This window comes from uncultured Adlercreutzia sp. (assembly GCA_910585575.1).
Lineage (GTDB): Bacteria > Actinomycetota > Coriobacteriia > Coriobacteriales > Eggerthellaceae > Adlercreutzia.
This window is the reverse complement of sequence record CAJUFS010000003.1, coordinates 36881-60903: the sequence shown is the minus strand read 5'-3', so window position 1 is coordinate 60903 and position 24023 is coordinate 36881. Positions and strand designations below refer to the sequence as shown.

General features: G+C 65.1%; 21 protein-coding genes. 8 read left to right on the top strand and 13 right to left on the bottom strand.

Features of this window, described 5'->3' with window-relative positions; translation table 11 throughout:
• Window positions 1-309 precede the first annotated feature (309 nt).
• Complete coding sequence (locus QZ307_RS00655; protein ID WP_295994352.1) at window positions 310-1263, bottom strand: undecaprenyl-diphosphate phosphatase; 954 nt, start codon at window positions 1261-1263, stop codon at window positions 310-312.
• A gap of 308 nt (window positions 1264-1571) precedes the next feature.
• On the opposite strand from QZ307_RS00655, the gene QZ307_RS00650 reads away from it, so the two are divergent.
• The 4 genes from QZ307_RS00650 (at window position 1572) to QZ307_RS00635 (ending at window position 5012) form a co-directional block, all read left to right on the top strand.
• Window positions 1572-2174: a helix-turn-helix transcriptional regulator gene (locus tag QZ307_RS00650; protein ID WP_295994321.1), complete on the top strand. Its 603-nt coding sequence runs from the start codon at window positions 1572-1574 to the stop codon at window positions 2172-2174.
• Window positions 2175-2379: 205 nt separating this feature from the next.
• Entirely contained in the window at window positions 2380-3495 is a 1116-nt protein-coding gene (locus QZ307_RS00645; RefSeq protein WP_295994319.1) for an acyltransferase family protein, read from the top strand.
• 55 nt (window positions 3496-3550) lie between these two features.
• Window positions 3551-4096 carry a phosphodiesterase gene (gene yfcE, locus QZ307_RS00640; protein WP_295994317.1) on the top strand — a complete coding sequence of 182 codons (546 nt, stop codon included), beginning with the start codon at window positions 3551-3553 and terminating at the stop codon, window positions 4094-4096.
• Window positions 4097-4100: 4 nt separating this feature from the next.
• Window positions 4101-5012, top strand: coding sequence for an RNA methyltransferase (locus tag QZ307_RS00635; protein ID WP_295994315.1), 912 nt, complete (start codon window positions 4101-4103; stop codon window positions 5010-5012).
• On the opposite strand, the gene QZ307_RS00630 is transcribed toward QZ307_RS00635, so the two are convergent.
• From QZ307_RS00630 to QZ307_RS00605, 6 genes are all read right to left on the bottom strand, one after another.
• Window positions 5009-6436: a protein kinase gene (locus QZ307_RS00630; protein WP_295994313.1), complete on the bottom strand. Its 1428-nt coding sequence runs from the start codon at window positions 6434-6436 to the stop codon at window positions 5009-5011. The two genes, QZ307_RS00635 and QZ307_RS00630, sit on opposite strands and share 4 nt — an antisense overlap.
• Before the next feature lie 106 nt (window positions 6437-6542).
• Window positions 6543-6992: a helix-turn-helix transcriptional regulator gene (locus QZ307_RS00625; protein WP_295994310.1), complete on the bottom strand. Its 450-nt coding sequence runs from the start codon at window positions 6990-6992 to the stop codon at window positions 6543-6545.
• A gap of 82 nt (window positions 6993-7074) precedes the next feature.
• Window positions 7075-7827, bottom strand: coding sequence for a DUF5067 domain-containing protein (locus tag QZ307_RS00620; protein WP_295994308.1), 753 nt, complete (start codon window positions 7825-7827; stop codon window positions 7075-7077).
• A 210-nt stretch (window positions 7828-8037) separates the two neighbouring features.
• On the bottom strand, window positions 8038-8847 hold the full coding sequence (locus QZ307_RS00615; protein ID WP_295994306.1) for a hypothetical protein: 810 nt from the start codon (window positions 8845-8847) through the stop codon (window positions 8038-8040).
• Window positions 8841-9536, bottom strand: coding sequence for an ABC transporter ATP-binding protein (locus tag QZ307_RS00610; RefSeq protein WP_295994305.1), 696 nt, complete (start codon window positions 9534-9536; stop codon window positions 8841-8843). Before QZ307_RS00610 ends, QZ307_RS00615 begins: the two co-directional genes overlap by 7 nt.
• A gap of 108 nt (window positions 9537-9644) precedes the next feature.
• Window positions 9645-10577 (bottom strand): C39 family peptidase, encoded by a 933-nt coding sequence (locus QZ307_RS00605; RefSeq protein ID WP_295994303.1) that lies wholly within the window; start codon window positions 10575-10577, stop codon window positions 9645-9647.
• Between the two features lie 242 nt (window positions 10578-10819).
• Here QZ307_RS00605 and QZ307_RS00600 point away from each other — a divergent pair, with 242 nt between their 5' ends.
• The 4 genes from QZ307_RS00600 (at window position 10820) to QZ307_RS00585 (ending at window position 16610) form a co-directional block, all read left to right on the top strand.
• Entirely contained in the window at window positions 10820-11542 is a 723-nt protein-coding gene (locus QZ307_RS00600) for a response regulator transcription factor (protein WP_295994301.1), read from the top strand.
• On the top strand, window positions 11532-13856 hold the full coding sequence (locus QZ307_RS00595) for an ATP-binding protein (RefSeq protein ID WP_295994299.1): 2325 nt from the start codon (window positions 11532-11534) through the stop codon (window positions 13854-13856). The genes QZ307_RS00600 and QZ307_RS00595 overlap by 11 nt, the downstream gene beginning before the upstream one ends.
• Window positions 13853-14836 carry a diaminopimelate dehydrogenase gene (locus QZ307_RS00590; RefSeq protein ID WP_295994297.1) on the top strand — a complete coding sequence of 328 codons (984 nt, stop codon included), beginning with the start codon at window positions 13853-13855 and terminating at the stop codon, window positions 14834-14836. The genes QZ307_RS00595 and QZ307_RS00590 overlap by 4 nt, the downstream gene beginning before the upstream one ends.
• Window positions 14837-15647: 811 nt before the next feature.
• Window positions 15648-16610, top strand: a complete 963-nt coding sequence (locus QZ307_RS00585) for a DUF559 domain-containing protein (RefSeq protein ID WP_295994295.1) — start codon at window positions 15648-15650, stop codon at window positions 16608-16610.
• 222 nt (window positions 16611-16832) lie between these two features.
• Here QZ307_RS00585 and QZ307_RS00580 read toward each other — a convergent pair whose 3' ends face one another.
• From QZ307_RS00580 to QZ307_RS00555, 6 genes are read right to left on the bottom strand one after another with little or no spacing between them, the layout of a single operon-like run.
• Window positions 16833-19430, bottom strand: coding sequence for an acetyl-CoA carboxylase carboxyltransferase subunit alpha (locus tag QZ307_RS00580; RefSeq protein WP_295994293.1), 2598 nt, complete (start codon window positions 19428-19430; stop codon window positions 16833-16835).
• Window positions 19423-19896, bottom strand: a complete 474-nt coding sequence (gene fabZ, locus QZ307_RS00575) for a 3-hydroxyacyl-ACP dehydratase FabZ (RefSeq protein ID WP_275207037.1) — start codon at window positions 19894-19896, stop codon at window positions 19423-19425. The genes QZ307_RS00580 and fabZ overlap by 8 nt, the downstream gene beginning before the upstream one ends.
• Before the next feature lie 15 nt (window positions 19897-19911).
• Window positions 19912-21189 (bottom strand): beta-ketoacyl-ACP synthase II, encoded by a 1278-nt coding sequence (fabF, locus tag QZ307_RS00570; RefSeq protein WP_295994288.1) that lies wholly within the window; start codon window positions 21187-21189, stop codon window positions 19912-19914.
• Window positions 21186-21944 (bottom strand): 3-oxoacyl-[acyl-carrier-protein] reductase, encoded by a 759-nt coding sequence (gene fabG / locus QZ307_RS00565; protein WP_295994287.1) that lies wholly within the window; start codon window positions 21942-21944, stop codon window positions 21186-21188. The genes fabF and fabG overlap by 4 nt, the downstream gene beginning before the upstream one ends.
• Before the next feature lies 1 nt (window position 21945).
• Window positions 21946-22908, bottom strand: a complete 963-nt coding sequence (locus tag QZ307_RS00560; RefSeq protein WP_295994285.1) for an ACP S-malonyltransferase — start codon at window positions 22906-22908, stop codon at window positions 21946-21948.
• Between the two features lie 10 nt (window positions 22909-22918).
• Entirely contained in the window at window positions 22919-23884 is a 966-nt protein-coding gene (locus QZ307_RS00555; RefSeq protein WP_295994283.1) for a nitronate monooxygenase, read from the bottom strand.
• Window positions 23885-24023: the final 139 nt, after the last annotated feature.

Below are 24023 nucleotides of genomic sequence, written 5' to 3'. Positions count from 1 at the left end.
CAGATTATCATAAGACAATTAGTCAACAAACCCAACGGCGAAACTTCCCGTAAGAGCCCGCCGGGGTTTTGCGCACAGTTTCTTGCGTTCTGTTAGCGTGTGCCACGGGAAGAGCGGTCAAGGAAACACTAACGGTTATCCGCAACCTGGGAAAACGCTTATCAAGCAAAGGCAGAGTGCTTGAAGGTAGCCCCAAAGGCGCTCCGAGTGTTAACTAAACGCAAAAAGCGAACCGAATCCAGTACCTTCCTTCGTTCTATGCACGACGCTCAAAACCCATGAGCGCTCCAGTACCTCGGACCTCCGCCTTTAGAAGAACAGCTTGACGCCAAAGTAGGCCAGAACCACCAGGCCCACGATAATGCGGTACACGCCGAAAGCGGTGAAGTCGTTCTTCTTGATGTAGCCCATAAGGAACTTGATGGCAATGACCGACACCACGAAAGCCGTCACAATGCCCACGACCAGCACCACAATCTCGGTAGCCGTCATGGCCATGCCCACCGCCAGTACGTACTTGATGAGTTTCAGCACGCCCCAGCCGAACATAACGGGAATGGCCAGGAAGAACGTGAACTCAGCCGCCGCTGTGCGCGAGCAGCCGCACAGCATGCCGCCGATAATGGTAGAGCCCGAGCGGCTCGTGCCGGGAATGATGGCCAGCATTTGGAAGCAGCCGATCTTGAGAGCGGTCTTCCAGTCGATCTCATCCACCGTGTGCACCTTGAAGAGGACCTGCTCGGCATCGTCGCCATCATCGCCCGGGCCCACCTCGTACACGGGGCGTGCGTGGCGCCCGCGCACCGAGCGCGCGCCGGCCCGATGGCTCTCCAAATACACCGCCTCGCGACGGCGATTGCGCTGTTCGAGCACGATGAACACCACGCCGTAGACAATCAGCGCAATAGCCACCGTCCAGGCGTTGTAGAAATACTCGTTGAAGAAGTCGTCCAACGTCAGGCCAATAGCCGCCGCCGGAATGCAGCCGATGACCACCATGCCCCACAAGCGCCAGGTCTCGCGCTTCTGACCGCTCGTCTTGCGCGGTGAAAAGGGGTTGAGCTTATGGAAGTACAAAATGAGCACGGCCATGATGGCGCCTAGCTGAATGACGACAAGGAACAGCTCGAGAAACTCCGCCGACACGCTCAGCTTCACGAACTCGTCGACCAGAATCATGTGGCCCGTGGACGAAATGGGCAGCCATTCGGTAATGCCCTCCACTACGCCGATGAAAAACGCCTTGAGCGCCTCGATGAGCATATCCATGCCTGTGCACACACCTCACTTACCAGGGACCATTGGAGCCGCACGCCTCAACCATGCAGCCTGAGCATCGTATCACGACCCGTTCTCCCGTCCCCTATCTTCCGCGAAAGTCCATGGCTCGCAATATTTTCAGCGGGTAGTTCGGTTATAGCGACATGGGTTCCTGCGCACTGCCCCTACAATCAAAGCATCACCGCTCGATCGCACCCGGAAAGACGGCGGTGACGACATCGATGCCGCACCTCAGCAGGCGCCCATCGCTGGACGAAGGCCCCGTCCTTCCCGTCGCAAGGGAGCATCTCATGAGAAAGCCGCCCGCCACTGCAGAATCGCACCCCCATCGCGCCGATCCGCGCCCCGCGCCCAGCAAGCCCCGGCGGCGACCGTCGCCTTCCTCGGTAGCCCGCGGCGCCGCCGTGGCGTGCTTCGCATTCGCCCTTTTCATGATCGTGGGCGCCTGCTTCATGGCCATGGACTGGCCGGCGCCCCTCGAAATGTCCGCCGCCGCCCTGTCGGTCAGCACCCTCGCGGGCGCTCTGGCCTTTATGGGCTTCGGCATCCTGTGCCTTATTCGCAAGGAGGCTCCCGCTGCAAACGCTGAGGCCGCCGAGCGCGAAGACCCGGTTGAGCGTCGTCTGCGCGCGCTTCACCTGACGGCGAAGGAGCTCACCGTCGCCCGTCTGATCTTGCAGCATCGAAGCTACGGCGACATCGCGCGCCTTTGCGACATCACCCCGCGTACCGTGCAATTCCATGCCTCGAATATCTTTCACAAAGCCCACGCTGCCCGCCGACGCGATTTCGAGCATCTCATTTTGGATGGCACGACCGACGCCGCCGAAAACGCCTCGCCTTCCGCCGGCCGCCGCCCCTCGGACCGGCGCCAAAAACCCACCTCGCGCTGACCAGAAGGTAATGGTTGGGAAAACAATGCAATTCGGTCATCGATTGCCTCGGAGCCCGTGATAGCGTGAGGACGAGGAAATAATGATGAGCACTCTCAACATATCATCTTCAGCTGAGCGACCAGCCGGCCCCTCCCCCACAGGGAGCGATGCCGCTGTCGCCGAAAGCCTTCCGAGCGGCGCCCCGCGACCCTCGCTTCACGAGATGCACGCCAGCGCTCCCGACGAGACCGACACCGCCTGGGTTTTCAATCTTCAGGCCGTCGCGGTGCTCCTTATCGTGTTAGGGCAAACCCTCGAAGCGCTCTATCGGTCGGGCGCCCTGCCCCTCACCGAGGTGGCCCTGTGGCTCCACGACTGCCTTATCCCCCTGCAAGTTCCCCTGCTCTTCTTCTGCTTGGGCTACCTGTATCAACGCTTCCGCAATGTGCGCAGCCGACGGGCGTGGGCCCTGAACCTCAAGCGCGAGGCCCTGGTTCTGCTGGCCCCCTTTGCCCTGTTCACCTTCTTGATTCTCGCAGCCAACAGCATCGCCCACAACGAACCTGCACTTAACCTACAACACCTGGTATCGGCCCTGTTGCTCAGCCCTGTCGAGCCGCTCGGCTACCTGTACACGGCCTTTCTTCTTATCGCCATCACGCCTACTGTGAAAAGCCGGCGCAACGCCTACGGGCTGCTGCTGGCCACCGCGCTCGTCAAGGTCGCCATCGTTGGCGCCCTGTCGATACCGGCCACCGTTCAAGCCACGGCAGCCCTGCCCTATGCGGTCGTATCGGTGGCGGAGAACTGGGTATGGCTTGCCGGCGGTATGGCCCTGGCGCTGCTGCGCGGCCTGCCTCTCATGCGCAGCCGCGAGAAAGCCTGGGCTCTCGGGGCCCTATGGATCGCCGCCAGCGTCATCACCTTCATGGCCGGATGGATTGGCGAGGCGTCCTACGCCGTGCTCGACGCCATCGGCATCCTGTGGTTCGCATCGCTCTTCGCCACCATCTTCCGCCGCGGCCACCAAGATCGGTTCTTCGACACCCTCACCCGCTTCACCATGGCGCTCTTTTTGATGGGAGGCCTGTTCCTCATCTTGGCCCAGGCCGCTTCGGAAGCGCTCGGATTCACGGGCGCGGGTGCCCCTCTGCTGTTCGCGCTCGTCTACGCGGTCGCGGCCTTCGGGGCGCCCCTAGCCGTCCAAGCCCTCCTCTCGCGTCTTGAGCGCGCAGATGCTGTCATCTATCCGGCCCGCTACTTGCCGCCCCTGGCCGACATCTTACGAAGCCCCACGGCAACCCGCCGCCGGCGCCCCTCGCGGCTTACTCTATACTAGGCTTTCCGTCATCAATCGGCGCACCGCTCATGGCGCGCCCTGGGGAAGGAAGCCCATGAAGCTCGTCATCGCCTCCGATATCCACGGCTCTCTTCAGTTCGCCCACCGCCTTATGGAGCACGTCGCCCAGGAAGACCCCGATTACCTGGTGCTTTTGGGCGATCTTCTCTATCATGGCCCGCGCAATGCGCTGCCCGAGGGCTACGATCCCGCAGCCGTGGCAACCTTGCTCAACGGTGCCCCAGTTCCCATCATTGCCGTACGGGGCAACTGCGAGGCCGAGGTGGACCAGATGCTGCTCGACTTCCCCTGCATGGACACAACGGCCCGCCTCATCGACGGTCCGGTTACCTTGCTCTGCTCCCACGGCCACGTGGTCGCACCCGACAGCCATCCGCCCCTCACGGCACCGGCCGCCCTGCTGACCGGCCACACGCATTGCAAGACCCTCGAGGAGCGGGACGGCGTGTGGTACGTCAATCCCGGCTCCGTGTCCCTCCCCAAAGACGGCCAACGCTCGTTCGCCACCTACGAGAACGGCACCTTTGCCCTGAAATCGCTGGACACCGGCGAAACACTCGCCTCGGCCACCCTAGGATAAGTCCATGACTCCCACGACGCCCTCCCCTCAAGTCGCTCGAAACCATTCAGCGGCCCGAGCCGCAGCCCCCTGGCTCGCCCCCTTCTCCACCATGACCGACGGCGAGCTGCGCGATCCCAAGCAGCTGCTCGGCTTGGCGCGCGCCCTTGACGCCCCGGCCGAGTCGTTGGCCCGCGGCCTTTTCGTCGCCGAGTCCATCAACGTTATCCAGCGCGCCCTGGATGCGGGCTACGAGCCTTTCGCCGTGCTAACCGACGAGCGCTGGCTCGCCAACTCCGCGGCCCTCATCGATGCCCTGCGCGCAGCGAATCCGTCACTGCCTGTGGCCGTCGTCTCTACCGACGAGGTACGCTCGATCACCGGTTACGAAACGACGCGAGGGCCCTTGGCCGCCTTTCACCGCAAGCCCGAGCCGCCTCTGGCCGACCTTCTCGCCAATGCCCATCGCGTGGCGGTTCTTGAGGACATCACGAACTACACGAATCTCGGCGCCATTTTTCGCAGCGCCGCCGCCTTGGGCATTGACGCGGTGCTCCTGACCCCTTCCTGCCACGACCCGCTCTACCGGCGGGCTGCACGGGTGTCCATGGGCACCGTGTTCCAAGTGCCCTGGGCGCGCATTAGCACCACGCGAACCTGGGCGGAAGAAGGGCTGGCCCAATTGCGCGCCGCCGGCTTCACCACCGCAGCCATGGCCCTGTGCGATGAGTCGCTGCCCCTGCAAGATCCGCGGCTCAAGCCCATCGAGCGCCTGGCCTTGGTACTGGGCACCGAGGGCGACGGACTGGCCCCGGCCACCATCGCCGCCTGCGACTACACGGTGCGCATTCCCATGGCGCACGGAGTCGACTCGCTCAATGTGGCCGCCGCCAGCGCCGTGGCCTTCTGGGAGCTGAGGTGGGATCCCGCGCACTAAAGCGTGCCGATGGTATAGCCGCCGATCACGGCTACCATGATGACAAAACCCCCGAGAAACAGCGCCGTGCCCACGATAAGCCCCTTCCCAAACGTCTGCGTGCGCATAAAGGGGATGAAGCGGCGCAAAATACGCTTGTCCATGACGCCGTAGACCATGCCGGTCATGGTTATCGCCATGCCCACATACATGAGCAGACAGACGATGAACGGGTACTTCTGCAAGTCTGGCGTGGGATTGAAGGGAAGCATCAGGCACACGCCCACCACCATGAGCCACACGAGCAGCAGCACGCCATCCCACACGGCCCCGAGCACTTCGCTGACCTTCAGCGGTGGCTTTGCCGACGCCGGCACAAGCGGGGGCGCCGTCACCGCTCCAGCGGCGGTCGCCGCTACAGGTGCGACGGGAGGGACCCCGGTTCCGAAAGAAGAAGTTGCGGGGCGCGGCGCTCCCACCCCCGGCGCCATCGCCGGCATCGTCGGCGCCCCGGGCGCCACACCGGTTGCCGGCGCGGATGCCATACCCGCAGCGGCAGCCTCTGGCGAAAACGGCGCGGCCACGGGCATTCCCGCCGGCGCGGGCGCCCCCTGAGGCACAGGCGCTCCCTGAGCTACCGAAGCCGCTACGGCCTCGGTAAAGGCGCCCTTCAGCGCCCGCACCGACTGGTAGCGGCCCTGAGGGTCGAAGGCGGTGGCCCGCGCCAGAACAGGCCGCAGGGCCGGCGGCACTTCGGGATCGTCGAACCCCCGTCGGGCCACTTCCGCCGTGGGATTGCGCTCGGTAAGCAGGAAGTACAGCACCATGCCCAAGGCGTACACGTCACTGCGCACGTCGGTCTGGCCGTAGCCGAACTGCTCGGGCGGCGCATAGGCGCGCGTGGCAAACGGCGCCGTATCGGCCACGGCCTCGGCACGGAAGGGCCGCGTGATGCCGAAATCGATAATGGTGAGACTGGAGCCGTTGACAATCACGTTCGTCGGCTTTAAATCGCGATGAATGAGCGGCGCGCCGAAATCTTCGTGCAGCTCGATGACACCGTCGCATAAAGGAGGAAACAACTCGCACGCCAAGGCAAGCGAGGGGTCGCGCTCGTATACCTCGTCGTGCAACGTGCGCCCGCGCACGTGCTCCATAATGACAATGAGCTCGTCATCGCGCTCGTGCACATCGTTGATGACGGGCAAATGGCGAAAGCGCCGCCCGCTGCGCTGCGCCGCGAAAAGCTCTCGGTAGGCCGCGCCCATATGCGCCCCCATGCGAATACGCTTGCGCACAAAGGGGCCGAGGGTAGCGCCGTTTTCCAGAGGGAAGCTCACCAGCTCGGTGACCTCGTAATCCGAGGTCTTCAGCACGCAATCGACCCGGCAGCACTCGTCGCGGGCCAGCACGTTGAGATATGAGGCAAGTTCGTCGTTTTCCATGGAACGCATGGTACCAAATGCGCGCTCCACGGAACACCAGGCTAGGTCGGCGGCGCGGTAGGAACTCTCGCTGTCAGCCTCCCTCGCCGAGGCACCCCTGGACGGTTTAGCCAATCGTGTCCTCATGGAAGCGGTAAAGCTCCTCATCGGCCCGCTGCAGCGAGTAGCCGTTGTTCAGAGCGAACGTGATAATGGCATCGCGGCGGTTCTTGGCGTAGAGCTCGCTTGCGCCGCCGGCCCTCAGCAGCCGATTGGCCTCGACGCGCGAAAGGCCCATGGCAAAGGCGAGCTTCAGCAAATTGTCGCGGCTCACATTGGGACGCTGACCTTTGAATATCTGATAGCCGTAGGTGGAATTGATGCCCGCGTCGCGCACTACTTCCGACCGCTTGAGCCCCTTGGCATCCAGCAGAAACGTCAGGTACTCGGCCACCGTGCGCTTGCCCACCTCGGGACGGTCGATGAAGCTGCGCAAGTCCGGCGCATCGAGCAGCTCGGCCAGCATGTCCTCTGTCAGCGGCTCCTCCACGCGCTTCTTCCTCCTCCTTCGTGCCATTGATACCTTCTTATTCTAACGGTATGCCGCGCACCGAAGCACGCGGCATACGCAAAACTCGCTTGTTGTAAAGGCGAAGCGCCTAGTTCATCTGGAACGTCTGCTGGGCGATCAGCTCGTTGCTGAAGTCCCACAGCTCGGTCACTTCAACCTCGACGTCGTTCTTCGTGTCAGCCAGGACATAGGCTTCCTTGACCGTGATGGACTTGCCAGGCTTGATATCCTTCATCAGATCCTGGCTGTCCACGCCGTCCACACCGATGGCACCCTCCAGCTGCACGCCGTCCTGGAAGGCCTTGGCGCCGATGGTCGTCATGAAATTACACGCATCGTCAGAGTTGTTGGTGAAGGTGTAGGTGATGATGGCAGCCTTTTCGCCCTGATAGTCGGTGCCCATTTCGGCGCCGTCGATCGTCACCACGTAGGGGGCATCGGCCTGCTGCTCGGCAGCGGCCTCGGCCGCAGCGCTTTGAGAGGCCTCGTCCGAGGACGCCCCAGTGCTCGCCGCATCGCTGGAAGCCGCCGTCTGCTCGGTCGTCGTCGAAGAGCTCGACGCGGACGAGGAGGCGTTATCCGCACTGGCAGCGGCCCCGCCGTACATAGCCACGGTTACCAGCAGCGCCAGGACACCCAGCACCAATCCAGAGATGGCGATGCCTTTTCCGCCCTTGGTGCCCTTGACGGTCTGAAATACCCCGATGGCTCCAAAGATAATGGCCAGCAGCACAAACGGAAACGACAGCAGATTGAGCAAAGGCACGACCGAGCTAATGAACGCGATAAGGCCCAGCACCAATCCCGTAATAGCCATACCCGAGGTAGGTTTTTTCTCCATGATGATTCCCTTCTTCTTAGGTTGCGTGGAGCGAATTTCTCCCAATGAGCACCAAGAAGGGTATCCGTTCTGCCGAGCCGTTTCATTAGCTGCCAGCTAAGGTTGGGCATAAAAAATCCCGAGCGCTGCGAAGGCGCTCGGGATCGGTCGGTAACAGGAAAACTCCGCGGCTCTTTCACCGCTGCCGCCGCCTGAACGGCCCTTCCCTTTCTAGGAAAGGTCGACTTTGTTCTTGAGAACGAACGCCGCCAGCACTACGGCTCCTACCGCCAGTGCGGCGTTGCAGACCATCTGCACCAGCGACAGCGAGGCAGCGAAGGCCATGCCCTGCATGCCGCCGAAAGCGGTGGCGAACGTGCCCATGCTGAAAACCAGGGACACCAGCCAGCCAATGCCGAAGAACAGCCCCACGGCGGCAGCCACCTTGTGACGGCGCGCCCACCAAGCGCCCAGCGTGAACGACACGAAGGCCAAAGCCAACTGGTACGCCGCACCGATAAGCACGTTGACGAGCCCCACCACGGCCGACACCGCGTTGAACTCGTGCACGATGCCGAACATGCCGCTCATCATGGAGAACATGATCGTGAGCATCTCCGGGTCACCTTCGGTGCCCGCCATAGTCATAGCACTCACCAGCCCAAGGGCTACCAGAGAGAACACCACCATGATAACGAGCCCCACCAGGTACTTCGCCGCCACGATGCTTCCGGCGCTCACGGGCAGCGTCAAAGTCAGATAGCCCTCGTCGGTGAACAGCGAGCGGTAAAAGCGCATGACGATGAACACGAACATGGCCACCAACGAGGCCCACACCACAAAGGCCAGAAAGAACGACAGCATGAACAACGAGGCCACGGGCCCCGAGAGGAAATCACTCAGGTATGTGGTGTCCACCGCCACGTTTGCCGCCGCCACGGTACCTACGCCGGCCACACCGGCCGCCACCATGATAGCCAGCAGCAGCACGGCCTTCTTCCACAGCCCCTTGAACTCGTGAGCGCACAGCTTGCCTAGCATCGGAACTCCTCTCGGAAATAGGCATCCAGGGAGGTGCCCAGCTCGTGGGTCACATAGCCCACGGGCGCATGAAGTAGCATCCGCCCGTAGCACAGCAGCACGAAGTCGTCGAGCACCGCCTCCACGTCGCGCACGAGATGCGTGGAGAGAACAATGCTGGACTGCGGCCGATAGCTGCGGATGATGGTCTGGAGAATATAGTCGCGCGCCGCCGGATCGACGCCGCCGATGGGCTCGTCGAGCAGGTAGAGGGCCGCATGCCGCGCCATCACCAGCACCAGCTGCACTTTCTCCACCGTGCCCTTCGACAGCGCCGAGCACGGAGCCGTCGGGTCGACGCCCAGGCGCGCCAGCATATCTTGGGCCAACAGCGTATCGAAATCGCTGTAGAAGTCGGCGAAGTAAGCCACCATCTCGCGCACGCGCATGGAGCGCGAGAAATAGGGGCGCTCGGGCAAAAAGGACACAATGGCCTTAGTAGCAGGACTCGGCGCCAGGCCGTTCACCGTAACGGTGCCCGCCGTCGGATGGGCCACCCCGGCGATAATCTTGAGCAACGTCGTCTTGCCCGAGCCGTTGGGGCCCAAAAGCCCCACCACGCGGCCGGCGGGAATGGACAAACTCACTTGATCAAGCGCCACCTGCGACCCGAAGGCCTTGGTCACGTCCCGACATTCCAACAATGCCACGACGACCTCCTTTCCCTGGGGAATCGGTAAGGTCATCCTAGCACAGTCTCATCGCTGATCTTCGCGCCCATTGAATGAGCACAGGAGGCTGCTGCGCCGAGCGCGCCCCTAGGCGCGCCGGAAGGCCCAGAGGTTGCGACACTGGTCGAGCACGCGCTGGGCATCCCAGGTGCGAGCGCTGTTCTGGGCGCTGTTGGGATCGTGCACCACAAAGTCGCCCGTCTCGTCCACCCCGGACAGCACGATGAAATGCCCGGTAGTGGTGAAATCCCCGGGGCCTACGGTGCAGATGACCGGCTCGCCCGCCTCCAGTGCCGCGATCACCGTGGCCACATCGGCCGGCAGCTCCCGCGAGGCAAGACCCAGCTGGGCCGCGCCCTCGCTCATAAGGAGCCACGAGGTAAGGCCCTCTTCCACATACCCGTTTTCCTCGCTGAACACGCCCATGGCCGGCGGATCATAATCGGTCTTGCCCGTCAGGGCCACGTAGACCATAGCCAGGCTCGTGGGACCGCAGCCGCTGTTCGCCATGTCGGCTCCCGCGTAGGGGGCGCTTCCCCACTGGGGATCGATCTGATAGAGGTAGGGCATGGTGCCGCGCTGCCATTGGTCCCGCGGCGTGCTGATGGGCTGCGCCTCCTGGGCCGCCCCGGCCTGAGGCAGCGGTGCCGACGCCAGCGTCGCGGGCTCCTCGGCCGTCAGCAGGCCCCGCACTCCTCCCAAGGCCGCCACGAGAAGAAACACCGCAAGTCCCACCGCCGCCACCCAGGGCATAAGCCGCAGAGACGCCATCGCCGAGCATGTCCCGCGCCGCACAAAGGCCGCGGGCTTCCCGGGGAGCTCCCACGCGGGGCGTCGGCGCGTCGGGACGCTCCGGCCGTCGCGGCGCCGCGAATCCCGAACCGCAAAGGGCACCGCTTCTCCCGAACCGCCGCCCACCGGCCCCGATACCGCGGCGCAGCGCGCCGTCACGTCGGGGGCGCCGGGACGGCTCCACCGCTCGCGGCTAAAGGGGTTCTGCGTAAAGGGTTCGTTTCCCATAAGGTACTCCTGAAAGCAAATCGAAGCTAGGCAGGGCATCGGAAAGGAGCCTGTGCCCCTTTCGCAGGGCCGCGCAAAGACAGCGGAGGCGTCCGGCGCTTCTCCACCCTACCGTGCCGCCGCCTTACCCGTCCCATAGCAAATGCTGAACTCTTCGCAAGGGCCCTTAACTTTTTCTTACAAGGCCTGGAAGGCGCCATTGTTCGGCTATAAACAGCTCGTCAATCGTGTACCATAGGCCCATGGAAAAACGAGCGCACATCCTGGTGGTAGACGACGAACAGGCCATCGCCGACTTGGTGGTCAACCTGCTGGTGGCCGAGGGCATGGACGCCTTGGCCTGCTATAGCGGCCAAGCGGCTTTGGAACAGCTGGCACGCTCGCCCTTCGACCTGGCCATTGTGGACATCATGATGCCCGGCATCGACGGCTTCGAGCTGTGCGTGCGCATTCGCCAGCTGTGCGACATCCCTGTCATCTTCCTGTCGGCGAAGGACGAAGAGGCCGACCAGGTGGTCGGCTTCACCCTGGGCGCCGAGGACTACGTCACCAAGCCCTTCCGCCCCCGCGAGCTGGTAGCCCGCGTCAAGGCCCGACTGCGGCGGCGCCAAGACGCCAGCCCCGCCTCCTCCACCCTTCTGCGCGCCGGCGCCATCGAGGTGGACCTGCGCACCCATTTGGCCACCCTCCACGGCGAGCCGCTGCACTTGACGCCGAAGGAGTTCGCCATCTTGGCCCTGCTCGCCCAATCGGTCGGCTCGCCCGTGTCCGCTGCCGACCTGTTCGAAGGCGCCTGGCACGAGCGCTTCGACGACGCCGCGGCCAATACGGTTATGGTGCATATCCGCCGCTTGCGCAAAAAGCTGGCCGCCATCGACGCCTCCACCGCTTTCATCGAGACGGCCTGGGGCGTTGGCTACAAGCTGCGGGGCGGCCCAGGCTCCGACAACGGCTATGGCGCTTAAAAGCGAGCAGGCCCGTGTCCTGCGCCGGCGCGTGCTGGGGGGCGCCGTCCGCAACCTCGTCATCTTCACCGTCATCTTCGCCCTGGGCTGCGTGGCAGCAGAGCGCACCGTGGTGCCCACCGTGGCCAACTACGTGGCCGATTCCACCTCGGTGTGGCGCACCTTGGACTCCTCGTCCGATTACCTGGCCCTTTTAACCGAGCAGGGCATGTTCGACTCCCCCGCGTTCAACGATCAGGTCGATGCCCTGGCGGCCGACGGCTACTCGTCGGCGGAAGGCACCCTTGACGAAGTAGAAGACGAGCTGGCTGACGGAAGCAAGCTCATTCAGGCTTACGCCGTCGACCCCGAGGCGGCAAAGAAGCTGAAGGCCGACGACAAGCTCGAGACAGCGGGCATCGAGGACGTCAACGTCAGCGCCGCCGTCGACGAGCCCTCCGACGCCAGCGAAGACGAGGACGTCAGCAGTGCCGCGAGCTCCGCCGGCATGCCCGCCGACCAGGAAGACACAGTGCCCTACCTCAGCTACGAGAGTATTCTCGCCGCCTTCGGCATCAAGCCGAGCTCTGCCAGTGCCGCCCAGGCTATGGCAGCACTGCACATATCGGCCATGATCCAAGAGCTGCACCTCTCGATCGTCCGCGAGCCTCCCTTCATGCCCCTGCAAGTTACCGAAGACCAGGCGAACCAGATACTCTCGTTCGCCGCTCTCTATGGCTACGATGAAACGTCGCTGATGGGCACCCTTGCCGACGCCTACACCGCTTCCCAGGAGCAGGCTTACGAAACTTGGCAGGCCCTGAGTCCCGCCGAGCAAGCACGGGCTCTGGGCATTCCCTCCGACCAGCCCGTTTGGCAGATAGAACACGACGATCAGGGCTCTTACGCCATGCGCGATATCGCCACCTATACTTTGCTCAAGTCGCTCAAGCTGCCCTTGGCCTTCTTAGTATTCGCCATTGGCATGCTCCTCATCGTTTTCCGCTCGCTCAATCGCTCGCTTCGCTCCTTCGACGACTTGTCCGGCGCCGTGGCCACTCTGCTGGCCGACAAGGACGCCCCCATCGACCTGCCCGCCGACCTGTCCATTGCCCGCAACGAGCTGACGGTCATCCGCCAGCAGTCCCTGGCCGACGAGCGGGCGGCCCACGCCGCCGAGCAGCGGAAAAACGAGCTCGTGGCCTACCTGGCCCATGACATTCGCACACCGCTTACCTCAGTGCTGGGCTACCTCGACCTCCTGCGCGAGACCACCGATCTGCCCCGCGACACCCTGCGCCACTACGCCGACATCGCCTATTCCAAGGCCGAGCGCCTCGAAGGCCTTATCAACGAGTTCTTCGAGATCACCCGCTACAACTTGTCCGCCATTCCCATCGAGCGCGAGATGATCGGCGTGCGCCTGTTCTGCCAGCAGGTAGCCGAAGCCTTCTTCCCCGAGGCTTCGGCGCGCAACATCCGCATCTCCGTGGACGTAGGGCCTTCCGAGCAGTTTTTCGTCGATCCCGACAAGCTGGCTCGCGCCCTGGGCAATGTGCTCCGCAACGCCGTGGCCTATGCTGACTCGAACTCGGTCATCGCCCTGACCGCCCGCCAAGACGCCCGCTTCACCACCATTACTGTGGCCAACCGCGGTCGCGAGATATCCGAGGCCCATCTGGAATCCATCTTCGAGAAGTTCTATCGCGAAGACGGCGCCCGTACCACGCGCAGCGGCGGCGCGGGCCTTGGCCTGGCCATCGCCAAGGAGATTGTCGTGGCCCACCACGGCGACATCGAAGCGGCCAGCCAGCGCGGCGTCACCGTCTTCACCCTGCGCATTCCCACCCGCGGCGAGGAAGCGACGGCTCCCGTCCAGCCGCTGGCCGCCCCGCGCGACAATGCGAACGCTCCACTACCGCCGGACCGCCGCGCAACGGCCGCCCAGCCGCTGGACGGTCTGCGCGACAATGCGGGCACCACGCCGCCTCCTGGCCGCCGCGCAACGGCAGCCACGCCAATGCCCTCAGGGCGCGGTTCCGCGCGGTCGTCGCGCACGCGAACGGCAACGCTAGGCGACACGTCCGGTCGGGCCGCCTCGCCTAGCGGCACCACCGCGCCGCCCGCGCCGTCCGCGCGGACGGCTAGCAGCGCCGGAATCGCGGACGGGCAAACAGCCCCCAGGCTTTCCGGGGACAGGGCCGCTTCCGAACGCCCGACGGCCCCTGCTCGGTTAAATCCTCGTTACGCGGGGCACGGCAGGCGCACAGACGCGACCCCTATGCGCCATAATGGAGCCACTAAACGCACTCAACCCTCAAGGAGGCACCGGTGATTCGCATTGGCATTCTCGGATACGGAAATCTCGGACGCGGCGTAGAGCTGGCCGTGGCCGCCAACGACGACATGGAGCTGGTGGGCATCTTCACCCGCCGCAACCCCGACAGCGTGAAGCCCTACGGCGAGAACGTGGCCGTGTGGCCTGCCGCCGATCTGGCCGCCCACACCGACGACATCGACGTGCTGGTGCTGGCCGGCGGCTCGGCCACCGACCTGCCCGAGCAGACGCCCGAGGCGGCGCGCCTCTACAACGTGGTCGACTCCTTCGACACCCACGCCAACATCCCCGCGCACTTCGCCGCCGTGGATGCCGCCGCCCGCGAAGGTGGTCATGTGGCCATTATCTCGGTGGGCTGGGATCCGGGCATGTTCTCGGTGTCGCGCGTGTACGCCGGTGCCATTATGCCCAACGGCGCCGACTACACCTTCTGGGGCCGCGGCGTGTCTCAGGGCCACTCCGACGCCATCCGCCGCATCCCCGGCGTGGTGGACGCCCGTCAGTACACGGTGCCCGTGCCGGCCGCCCTCGAGGCCGTGCGCTCCGGCGCCAACCCCGAGCTGACCACGCGCCAGAAGCACACCCGCGAGTGCTTCGTCGTAGCCGAGGAGGGCGCCGACACCGCCGCCATCGAAGAGGCCATCGTCACCATGCCCAACTACTTCGCCGACTACGACACCACGGTCACCTTCATCTCCCAGGAAGAGCTCGACCGCGACCACGCCGGCATCCCCCACGGCGGCTCGGTCATCCGCACCGGCACCACCGGCGCCAACGGCGAGAACACCCACGTCATCGAGTACTCGCTCAAGCTGGACTCGAACCCCGAGTTCACTGGAAGCGTCCTGGCCGCCTGCGCTCGCGCCTGCTACCGCATGGCCCAGGCCGGCGAGACGGGCTGCAAGACCATCTTCGATATCGCCCCGGCCCTCCTCTCGCCGCTAAGCGCCGAAGACCTGCGCGCCCACATGCTGTAAGCCCTGCGCGCCCACATGCCGCAAGCCCTGCGTGGTTGCAGGCGGTCAGCAACTAGCAAGCCCTTGCAGCCCGCGGTCGGCCCTGGCACCAGTTGCCAGCCCTGCAGCCGTCAGCCCTGCGCAACAGTCAGCTCGCGAGCCTCAAGCTGCGCAGAACCCGCAAAACACCGTAACCGATTACGTCATGCAACCTCGAAGGACCCGCTCAGCGGGTCCTTCTTTTTGCGAGAGGACTCCGCTCGCTGCAGTCTCTTTTCTGCACCTCTGCCACTGTGCCCACCCCGCCCCCTTCTCGCCGTGGTCAAAAATTCGTCCAAGCGGGGGTTTGGTTCCAAATCGGGCGTTTAAGGTCAAAATCGCGTCCAAGTTGATGCTTTTGCAGGCCGAAAAAATCGCCTCGAACTATTTTTGACCCCATCGACCATAGTTCGTTTATGAGGAAACGGGTTAATCTCGCAAAACGCTACCATGGGCGCCATGCGCTCTTTGACAAACCCCCGCTTCGGCCTCTTTTCGACCTTAAACGCCCGATTTGGAACCAAACCCCCGCCTTAACCGTTTTTTGACCCGAGCCTCCCCCAATCCAGACACCAGCCCGTCAACTTCCATCCACGCAGCAGCTGCAGAACCGCGCTCCGCCCCCTCACTTCCATCCTTGCCGCCCTCTACTACCTTCCACTGCCCTCCACCACGCACCACACCCGTTTTCGACCCGAGCTTCCCCCCAATCCAGACACCAGCCCGTCAACTTCCATCCACGCAGCAGCTACCGCCCCCGTTTCATCCTATCCCTTCGGAAAGGAGATCCCCTATGGCCCTCTTCCTTGGATTCGACACTGCCCGTATGCTCTGGCGCAAGGCACGGGGGCCTCTGGAGCTCCAAACACGCCGACTGCCGTCTGTCAGTAAGCCGCCCCAGGTCAGCGAGGTACGCGACGCGCGTGCCTTCCTCCAGGGGCGCGGGTTGTTGGGAGAGGACGATCCCCTGCATCTCGTCATTCCCGACCGCAGCTGCCATCGTTCGTTTAGCCACGCCGTTTGCCACGTATGGGCCACCTCGGTACGGCCCTGTTTTCATCCCCTGGCCACGGACCTCTTCCTCAGCAGCCCCGAAGCCAGCTGGCGGCAGATGGCCGGCGTGGCGGACCTCGTAGATGTCGCGCGCTTCGGTTATGAGCTTTGCGCCTCTTACGTCCCCGACAGCACCGACGAGGAGCTCCCCGCCCGCTTGCCCCTTACCACACCGGGGCGGCTAGCGGAATTCGCGGCGAAAATGAACGGCGGCCGCGGGTGCGCCGTGGCGCACCAGGCGCTCAACTACGTTGCCGCCGGTTCCGCCTCTCCCCGTGAAACGGAAATAGCCCTGTTCCTTTGCCTTCCGCGTTCCGTGGGAGGCTATGGCCTGCCGCGGCCGCACATGAACGAGCGCATTCCCCTGGTGCGCGACGGGGGCCAGCTCACTGAGCGCGAGTACTTTCTCGCTGACCTCTGCTGGCCTGAATTCAAAGTGTGCATCGAATACGATTCCGACACCTACCACGGCACCGAGCAACGAGCCGTGGCGGACTCGTCCAAGCGCAACGCCCTGCAAAGCTTGGGATACCAGGTACTCACGCTCACCAATCAGCAGGTGAAGGACGCACGGCGCCTCGATGAGGCCGCGACGGCCCTCTACCAGATGATGGGCCACCGGTTCCGCGTGCGCAGCCAAACCTGGCGCGAACGCCGCTACGTGCTGCGTCAGCGCATCCTCTATCCCCACCTCTACCTCTAGCATCAAACGCACGCGAAACGACACCGCAAAAGCGAGCACGAAAAGCAAGCTCGACCTAAAAAGGGACTGACCCCGGAGGAGTTCCGGGGTCAGTCCTTAGCAGCTTGAGCCCTTATTAACCATATCGAAGTTTTGAAGTGCGGCCCATTGCCTCCAATCCCGCTGCCGGCATTCGTCCCAAGGCCCCAGCGCCGGCTGCAAGCCCCCCTTGCGCGCTCGGCGCTAGAACTGGGCGAAGCGCTCCTGACGCTGGCGCACCAGCTCCTCGGGACTCAAATCGGCCAGCTCCTTGTAGGCCTCGCGCACGTAATCGCGCACTGCGGCCACGGCCTCGTCGGGGTTCTCGTGGGCCGGGCCCTCCCCTTCGGAAAGCACCGCGTCGATAACGCCGCATGCCAGCACCGACGCCGCGTCCATCTTCATGGCCTGGGCGGCCTCGGGGGCGCGGGAACGGTCCTTCCACAGGATGGAGGCGAAACCCTCGGGCGAGAGCACCGAGTACACCGCATGCTCCTGCATGGCCACGCGATTGCCCACGGCCAGGGCCAAAGCACCGCCCGAGCCGCCTTCGCCAAGTAGCACGCTAACTACGGGCACGGTCAGGCCGGCCATGAACACCAGGTTATCGGCAATGGCGTTGCCCTGGCCGCGCTCCTCGGCTTCGGTGCCGCAGAAGGCGCCCTGGGTATCCACCAGACATAAGATGGGACGGCCGAACTTCTGCGCCTCGCGCATCAGGCGCAGCGACTTGCGGTAGCCCTCAGGCTGCGGACAACCGAAGTTGCGCGCCACGCGGTCAGTCAGGTTCACGCCCTTCTCCTGGGCAATCACCGTCACGGGATGACCCGAGATCCAGCCGAGACCGGCCAGAATGGCCCCGTCGTCAGCGAAGGCGCGGTCGCCATGCAGCTCGATGAAGCCCTCGACAATACCCTCGATGTAGCGGCGCGCCGTGGGACGGTGCACGTTGCGGGCAATCTGCACGCTTTCCCAGGCACTGCCGGCCTCGGCCTCGCCGCTGATGCCCGACTTACGCGCCTCGCGACGGGCATGGCGCTCCAGCTCGCGCCGGTCGGCGGCCTCGGCTTCCTCGCCCTCCTCGGGCTTGCCGATGAACTCGCCCACCACGGGCACCGCTTCGGCCAGATTGCGCAAAAAGCCCGCTTCCTCCTCAGCGCCCAGGCGCTCGTTCTCTTCACGGGCCTCGGGAGCCACATCCACCGAGCCGTAGGCGCCGGCGCCCACCGAAAGGGCGTCCATGACGCTGTGGTAGGTCACGATGCGCGTGGGGTCGTCGGCCGGGGCGTGCAGGGCCAGCAGCTGGGCCAGTACGCTGCGCATCTGCGAACGCTCCACAATGGCGTCGATAAGACCGTGCTCCAAGGCGAACTCGGCGGTCTGGAAGCCCTCGGGCAGCTCTTGCTTGATGGTATCGCGAATAACGCGCTGGCCGGCAAAGCCGATAAGGGCGTTGGGCTCGGCCAGAATAATGTCGCCCTGCATGGCGAACGAGGCGGTCACACCGCCCGTGGTAGGATCGGTGAGCACGGTGATGAACGGCAGCTTCGCCTGGCCCAAACGCTCCACGGCACAGGACACCTTCGCCATCTGCATGAGCGAAATGAGGCCCTCCTGCATACGGGCACCGCCCGAGGCGCAGAACACCACCACCGGCAGGCGCTCCTCAATGGCGCGGTCGATCAGCGCCGCCACCTTCTCGCCCACCACGTGCCCCATGGAACCCATGAAGAAGCCGGACTCCATGACGCCGATGGCCACGGGCAAGCCGGCGATGGTAGCGCGCCCGGTGCACACGGCCTCTTCCAGGCCGCTGCGCTCGCGCTGGTCGGCGATCTTCTCGGGGTAGCCCGGGAAGTCGAGCGGGTTGGAATCGGGCATCTGCGCGTTCCACTCCTCGAACGACCCGGCGTCCACCGTAGCGGCAATGCGCTCGTCGGAGCGCAGGCGCTGCAGCGTGCCGCAGGCGGGGCAGCGATGGCCCTCATCGATCATCTCCTGCTTGTCGAAGAAGAGCTTGCACTTGTGGCAGCGGCGCCAGTGGGTGGGACCCTCGTCATCGTCCACCGTGGGCGCGGTTCCCTCTTCCCAGGGGGCCTCGGAGGGCACCGAGCAGGCGCCATCGCCCTCGGCCGTCAGCAGTTCCACCCAGCCCATGCGCATGGTGCCCTCGAACGCGGGGGCGAACACGCGCAAACCGCGCTTGGCGGCATGGCGCAGAAAGTAGCGATCCTCGGCCAAGGGCGCCGTGGCACTGTCAAGGAAGATGAGCGACGCGCCGCAGGCCTTCGCGGCCGAGAGCACCGTGTAGATGTTGCCCATCAACAGATCGGCGCTTACCTGGGGCGTGGTGAGTCCCAGGTTGTAGGTGGGCAGCGTGCGGCGAGCGAAGCCGTCCAGGGAGCGATTGTCCACGGTGGCGAACACCACGTCAAGGCCGGCCGCCTCCATGGGCACCACGAAGGCGCGGGCGTTTTTCGCCGAGGCAATAACCAGGGCCCGCGGCTTGGCCGCCTGCACCTCGGGGGAAACGGCGAAGTCGTCGCCGATGGTGGAACGCACGTGGCGCGCCACGTGGAGCACCGCCTCTTCCGGATCCTCGGGCGTGCCGGACGTTTTGGCGCCAATGAGGGCCGCGGCGGTGTCCGGCAAGCTGCCGGCGGCCTCGGCAATGGCGTCCAAAGCATAGGACACCGCGGACTTCAGCGCGCCTTCGGCCTCGGGTGCCTCGGGAGCCGCCGCCTCGTCGTTGACCAGCTTGCCCGCTGCGTCGAAGCTGATGTACTTGGAGCTTTTAGCCATGATTCTCGTCCTTCGGCGCGAGCACGTACTTCTGCGTGGCCGTGGCGCACACCTGGCCGTCAACGGAGGCCTCTACGTCGGCCACCACCAAGCGGCGCGACGACTTCACAATGGTCGCCTTCAGGGTGACCACGTCGCCCGGCACCACTTGACGGCGGAACTTCGCCTTGTCGATGCCGGTCAAAAAGCCGATGCAACCGCGCAGCTCGGGATCTTGCAGCACGGCAATGGAAGCGCACTGGGCCAGGGCCTCCATGAGGATGACGCCGGGCAGCACCGGATGATCGGGGAAGTGGCCGCGGAACAGGTCCAGATCGGCCGGCACGTCCAGCTCGCCTTCAATGGAGACACCGGGCTCGACGGCGGTAATACGGCTCACCCACACGAAGGGGTCGCGATGGGGCAGAATGCCCTCGATTTCCGCACGCCCCCAAGGCAGGGGGGGCAAGACGGTCTGATCAGCCATGACGCAACTTCTTTCTTAGTTCTGATAGGGCGAGAAGGCCAGCGCGGCGTTGTGGCCGCCGAAGCCCAGCGACGTGGACAAGGCCACCTTCTGGGGGTAGTCGGTCTTGGCCTCGGTGACCACGGCCACCGGACAGTCCTCGGCCGGCTCGGCGAAGCCCGCCGTGGGCGGCACAGCATCGCGCGCTACGGACAGGGCGCACACAATAGCCTCCACGGCGCCGGCAGCACCCAGCATGTGACCCGTGGTGCCCTTGATGGAGGTAACCGGCACCTCGGCCGCACCGTCGCCCACCAGGCCGTAAAGCGCCTTGGACTCGGTGGCGTCGTTAGCCGGCGTACCCGTGCCGTGGGCGTTCAGGTGACCCAGGTCAGCCGCGGTGAAGCCGCCCTCGGCCAGGGCGGCCGCCATGGCGGCGGTGATGGCCGTGGCCTCCGGGTCGGGCGCCGTCATATGGTAGGCGTCGCCCGTACTGCCGAAACCGGTGATCTCCGCGATGGGCTGAGCCCCGCGAGCCAGGGCACTTTCCAGCGACTCGATGACCAGGGCGCCCGCGCCCTCGCCGGCCACAAAGCCGCCGCGGCGGGCATCGAAGGGCAGCGAAGCCTGGGTGGGGTCCTCGGCACGGGTCAGGGCCGACAGGTTGGTGAAGCCGGCGATGCAGATGGGGCTCACGGACTCCTCGGTGCCGCCCACCAGGGCCGCGTCGATATAGCCGTGGCGAATGTCGCGCAGGGCCGTGCCGATGCAGTGGGCGCCGGTGGCGCAGGCGGTGACCACGTTCAGGCACTCGCCGCGCATGCCGTAGCGAATAGCCAGGTTGCCGGCGGCAATGTTGCCGATCATGGTGGGGATGAACAGCGGGTTCACCCGCTTGGGGCCCTTTTCCTCCAGAGTGGCGAAGCTCTTCTGCAGCTCGTCGATGCCGCCGATGCCGGTGCCGAACACCACGGCGATGCGGTCGCGGTTCCCGTCGGTCACTTCCAGCCCCGACTGCTCCAGGGCCTCGTCGGCGGCCACGATGGCGTACTGCACGAAGCGCTCGAAACGACGGGCCTCCTTCTTGGAAAGGCCGTGCTCGGTGCCGTCGAAATCGCGCACTTCGGCGGCAATGTGCACCTCGTAGTCGGAGGTGTCGAAGCGCTCGATGGGGGCGATGCAGGTCTCACCGCTCATGAGCTTGTCCCACAGGGCCTCGACGCCCACGCCAGCGGGTGTAACCGCGCCCACGCCGGTGATGACCACGCGGTGGGTGCCGTCGGGGCGGCGCGTCTGAATGTTCTCGTTCGTCATAGGGACATACCTCCGTCCACGCAGATAACCTGCCCGGTAATGTACGATGCCTCGTCCGAGGCCAAAAAGCGCACCAGGTGCGCGATGTCGGCCGGCTCGCCCAAGCGCCCGCAGCCGATGCGGCTGGTGATGGCCTCTTTCTGGCTGTCAGACAGGGCGTCGGTCATATCAGTGGCAATGAAGCCGGGAGCCACGGCGTTGGCCGTCACGTTGCGCTTCGCCAGCTCTTTGGCGATGGTCTTGGTCATGCCGATGACGCCGGCCTTGCTGGCGGCGTAGTTGATCTGACCGGCATTGCCGTAGACGCCCACCACGCTGGACATATTGATGATACGGCCCCAGCGCTGCTTCATCATGGGCTTGGCCGCGGCGCGGCAGCAATGGAACGTGCCCTTCAGGTTGATGTCGATGACGGCGTCGAAGTCCTCGTCGGACATGCGGGCGGCCAGGCCGTCGCGGGTGATGCCGGCGTTGTTCACCAGCACGTCCACGCGCCCGAAGGCCTCCAGGGCCGCCTCGATAAGAGCGTTGGCCTCGGCCTCGACGGCCACATTGGCCGCTACGGCCAAGGTTTCCACACCGAACTGGTCGGCCAGCTGGGCGGCCAGTTCCTCAGCGGCCGGCAGGCTACGCTCCGACGAGCTGTTCACCACCACGTTCATGCCCGCCGCAGCCAGCTCGCCGGCGATGGCGCGCCCGATACCGCGGGTGGACCCGGTGACTACCGCACAGCGGCGGTCGTTCGTCTCGGTCATGTTAGTTTTCCTTCCATTCTTCCACGAACGCCTCGAAACTGGGGCGATCCTGCACGCAGGCGCGGGGCGCGCTGCGGTCGATGCGCTTAATGAGGTTGGCCAGAACGCCGCCGAAGCCCACTTCCGTGAACTGGCGCGCGCCGGCGGCCTGCAGCTTCTGCACCGACGTCTCGAACTGCACGGGCGACGTCAAGTGAGCCACCAGCTCGTCGCGGGCGCCGGGCGCCGTCAGCGGCGCGGCGTGCACGTTGCCGATAACGGGCACCGCCGACTCGCGGAACTCGACGCCCTCCAGGTAGGCGCCGAAGGGCTCGGCCGCCGAAGCCATGAGGGGGCTGTGGAATGCACCAGACGTGGCCAGGCGCGAAGAACGGCCCTTCTGCGCGGCCCAGGCCTCCTCGGCGCGGGACACGGCGGCGGGCGTGCCGGCCATGACGATCTGGCCGCCGCCGTTCATGTTAGCCGGCACCAGCACCTCGCCCTGAGCGCAGGTGGCCGCCAGCTCTTCGGCCTGTTCAGGCGTGATCTTCAGGAAAGCGCTCATGACGCCGGGATTGGCGTCGGCCGCCTCGCCCATAAGGCGGGCACGCTCGGCGATGAGGGCGAAGGCGTCCTCCTCGGCCAGCATGCCGCCGAGCACCATGGCCGAGATTTGGCCGAGCGAAAAGCCCAGCAGCGCATCGGGCACGATATCGCGGGCCATGAGCGCCCAACCGGTGCCGATGGATAGCGCGCTAATGGCAATCTGCGCGTTACGCGTGTCGTTCAGTTCCTCGGCATCGGCCTCGCGCACCAGGGCCGCCACATCGCGGCCCAGCACCTCGGAGGCGCAGGCGAAGGTATGAGCCACTTCAGGAATGTCGAGCAGGTCGGCCCCCATGCCGGGCTTCTGCGAGCCCTGGCCCGAGGCCATGAACACGAGGCCCGCGGGGCCCAGTGCCTCTAAAGGAGTTGCGTCAACCACAGCAGCCCCCCTACACGCGCTCGCGGCGGCTGTTCAGGGCCGCCAGCTCGTCCAGACCGCGTCCGGCCAGAGCCTCGGCCTCGCGCACCATGTCGGTAATGACCGAAGCCGCCGTGCCGCGCTCGTTCACCAACGCCGCCACCTGGCCGGCCATGACCGAGCCGTTCTCCACGTCGCCGGCCACCGCGCGGGCCAGAGAGCCGGCGTACATGCCCTCCAGCTCCTCGCCGCTCTTCGCGGACATTTCCATCTTGCGGCACTCGCGGGCGAACTTGTTCTTCAGGCCGCGCACGGGATGCCCCGTGCCGCGCCCGGTGACGATGGTGTCGGAGTCCTTCGCCGCCAGCACCTTCTCTTTCCAGGCCTCGTGCACGCTGCATTCTTCCACGGTGAGGAAGCGCGTACCGCACTGCACGCCCTCGGCACCCAAGGCGAACGCGGCCAGCATGCCGCGCCCGTCCACAATGCCGCCGGCGCCGATGACGGGGATGGACACCTTCTCGCACACCGCGGGAATGAGTGCCATGGTGGTCAGCTCGCCGATGTGACCGCCGGCCTCGGTGCCCTCGGCCACCAGAGCGTCGGCGCCCAGGCGCTCCATGCGGGCCGCCAGCGCGGCCGATGCCACCACGGGCACCACCTTCACGCCGGCTTCCTTCCACATCTTCATATAGTTGGCGGGGCTGCCCGCGCCGGTGGTGACCACTTCCACGCCCAGCTCGCACACCAGCTCGGCCACTTCCCCCGCGCGCGGATCCATAAGCATGACGTTGATGCCAATGGGCTTACGGGTCAGGGAACGGGCGCGGGCCACCTGCTCGCGAATCCACTCGGGCGACGCGCCGCCGCAGGCGATGATCCCTAAGCCGCCGGCCTCGCTGACCGCGCCGGCCAGGCCGCCGTCGGCGATGCGGGCCATAGCCCCTTGCACGACCGGGTACTCGATGCCCAATAGCTCGGTGATACGGGTCTTCATAACGATGAGTCTTCCTCTCTCTGATAAACTATCTGAGAAATCTTAAGGAATTTGGTCAAAAAACTGACTGCGCGTCTAAAATCTTCATCAAACATCTTATGGATGATCGCGAAGATCATAAACGCAGTGAGTATCATAG

Bases quoted from the DNA above. Each gene is read 5' to 3' on its own strand.
- QZ307_RS00595 (WP_295994299.1), top strand. From the start codon at position 11,532: ATGGCGCTTAAAAGCGAGCAGGCCCGTGTCCTGCGCCGGCGCGTGCTG.
- QZ307_RS00625 (WP_295994310.1), bottom strand. From the start codon at position 6,992: ATGGCACGAAGGAGGAGGAAGAAGCGCGTGGAGGAGCCGCTGACAGAG.
- fabZ (WP_275207037.1), bottom strand. From the start codon at position 19,896: ATGGCTGATCAGACCGTCTTGCCCCCCCTGCCTTGGGGGCGTGCGGAA.
- QZ307_RS00580 (WP_295994293.1), bottom strand. From the start codon at position 19,430: ATGGCTAAAAGCTCCAAGTACATCAGCTTCGACGCAGCGGGCAAGCTG.
- QZ307_RS00655 (WP_295994352.1), bottom strand. From the start codon at position 1,263: ATGCTCATCGAGGCGCTCAAGGCGTTTTTCATCGGCGTAGTGGAGGGC.
- QZ307_RS00585 (WP_295994295.1), top strand. From the start codon at position 15,648: ATGGCCCTCTTCCTTGGATTCGACACTGCCCGTATGCTCTGGCGCAAG.
- QZ307_RS00605 (WP_295994303.1), bottom strand. From the start codon at position 10,577: ATGGGAAACGAACCCTTTACGCAGAACCCCTTTAGCCGCGAGCGGTGG.
- QZ307_RS00645 (WP_295994319.1), top strand. From the start codon at position 2,380: ATGCACGCCAGCGCTCCCGACGAGACCGACACCGCCTGGGTTTTCAAT.
- QZ307_RS00615 (WP_295994306.1), bottom strand. From the start codon at position 8,847: ATGCTAGGCAAGCTGTGCGCTCACGAGTTCAAGGGGCTGTGGAAGAAG.
- yfcE (WP_295994317.1), top strand. From the start codon at position 3,551: ATGAAGCTCGTCATCGCCTCCGATATCCACGGCTCTCTTCAGTTCGCC.
- QZ307_RS00635 (WP_295994315.1), top strand. From the start codon at position 4,101: ATGACTCCCACGACGCCCTCCCCTCAAGTCGCTCGAAACCATTCAGCG.
- QZ307_RS00630 (WP_295994313.1), bottom strand. From the start codon at position 6,436: ATGGAAAACGACGAACTTGCCTCATATCTCAACGTGCTGGCCCGCGAC.
- QZ307_RS00650 (WP_295994321.1), top strand. From the start codon at position 1,572: ATGAGAAAGCCGCCCGCCACTGCAGAATCGCACCCCCATCGCGCCGAT.
- fabF (WP_295994288.1), bottom strand. From the start codon at position 21,189: ATGACGAACGAGAACATTCAGACGCGCCGCCCCGACGGCACCCACCGC.
- QZ307_RS00555 (WP_295994283.1), bottom strand. From the start codon at position 23,884: ATGAAGACCCGTATCACCGAGCTATTGGGCATCGAGTACCCGGTCGTG.
- fabG (WP_295994287.1), bottom strand. From the start codon at position 21,944: ATGACCGAGACGAACGACCGCCGCTGTGCGGTAGTCACCGGGTCCACC.
- QZ307_RS00600 (WP_295994301.1), top strand. From the start codon at position 10,820: ATGGAAAAACGAGCGCACATCCTGGTGGTAGACGACGAACAGGCCATC.
- QZ307_RS00620 (WP_295994308.1), bottom strand. From the start codon at position 7,827: ATGGAGAAAAAACCTACCTCGGGTATGGCTATTACGGGATTGGTGCTG.